General features: G+C 58.7%; 1 protein-coding gene. It reads right to left on the bottom strand.

The window, feature by feature from the left end:
* Positions 1-447: 447 nt before the first annotated feature.
* Positions 448-1,401, bottom strand: coding sequence for an SPFH domain-containing protein (locus V6C16_RS13020; RefSeq protein WP_333543411.1), 954 nt, complete (start codon positions 1,399-1,401; stop codon positions 448-450).
* Positions 1,402-1,512 lie beyond the last annotated feature (111 nt).

Here is a 1,512-nt window from a genome sequence, read left to right as displayed (position 1 = left end):
GGTTCCGGACTGTCTCCGTGGCTGCTGTGCGCCGTGATTGTGGGGCCGCGAGGCCCGGTGCAGGCGGCAGCATCAGCGTGACCTGTGTGCCCGGCATGGCAGCAGACACTGCTGCCAACCGGCAGGGCTAGAACAATTAACGAATGAAATGAGTTAACTGCTCTGCAAGGATTTTCTTGAAAATCCTTGACACGAAATACGAGAAGGAAGGCTTTTGCCTGCCCTAAGCGAGCATTTCAAGTGTTAAATGCTCTATCAGACGATAACGGCCCCTCTGCCCATTTTTGCGGGCAGAGGGGCCGTGGTCGTATTCTTTGCATGTTTCCCGCCGGGGCAGACGCCATTTCGCCGGAAAACAGGCAGGATTAGTGCTTTTTCAGTTCGCACTGCCAGCGGGACGGTGGGACATTATTGCTGTTACCGTCCGCGATGTTTTGCCGAACAGCGCTAGCCCTGGGGACGGCTGACGTTTTTGCTCAGCCCTTCGCCGGGCTTGATGATCTTGCTGACCGCAGCCACCATGCCCGCCGTATCGGCAATGTCGGCCGGGATGATCAGGCTGTTGCCCTGCTTGGCGATATGGCCGAACTGGGTGATGTAGGCTTCCGCCAGGCGCAGTTGGGCGGCGGCCACGCTGTCGTTGCCGAGCGGTTCGCCCACAATGCGCAGGCCCTCGGCTGTGGCCTGCGCCACAGTGCGGATTTGCGCGGCTTCGCCTTCGGCCTGGTTGATAATGGCCTGCTTTTCGCCTTCAGACTGGGCAATGGCTGCTGCCTTTGCGCCTTCGGCCAGGTTGATGCGCGACTGCATTTCGCCTTCGGACTGGGCAATGGCGGCGCGTTTTTCGCGCTCGGCGCGCATCTGCTTTTCCATGGCTTCCATGACAGTGATGGGCGGCGTGATGTCGCGGATTTCATAACGCAGCACCTTGACGCCCCAGGGGGAGGTGGCGGCATCGAGGGCTTCCACCACATCCTGATTGATGCGGTTGCGCTCTTCAAAGGTGCGGTCAAGTTCCAGCGTGCCTATGACAGAACGCAGCGAGGTCTGCGCAAGCTGGATGGCCCCCCATTCGTAATCCGAAATGCCGTAGGCGGATTTTTCGGGGGTAATGATCTGGAGGTAGAGCACACCGTCGATATCCACGCTCACGTTGTCGCGGGTGATGCAGGTCTGCTTGGGAACGTCCAGCACCTGCTCCTTGAGGCTGCGCTTGTAGGAGATGACATCCACAAAGGGCACAAGAATATGAAAGCCCGCGTAGAGCACCTTGCTGAATTTGCCGAGACGCTCCACAACGAAGGCCGACTGGTTGGGAACCACCACGGCCGTTTTGATGAGAATGATGATAACCAATACGGCCAACAGGATGAGCCAACCGAAACTGTTAATTAGTTCCATATATACCTCGTAGATGCTTATATGCGCTGCGCTTTGCGCGTGGTGATTGCAGGCGTGGCGGCCCTGCATGGAGCGCGGAATGGTGCTGTGCGGGCCGCAGGGTGGCCCGCC

The organism is Desulfovibrio sp. 1188_IL3213, assembly GCF_036763145.1.
GTDB lineage: Bacteria > Desulfobacterota > Desulfovibrionia > Desulfovibrionales > Desulfovibrionaceae > Desulfovibrio.
Note: the sequence above shows the minus strand (reverse complement) of the source record. Positions and strands in the feature narration are given on the sequence as shown.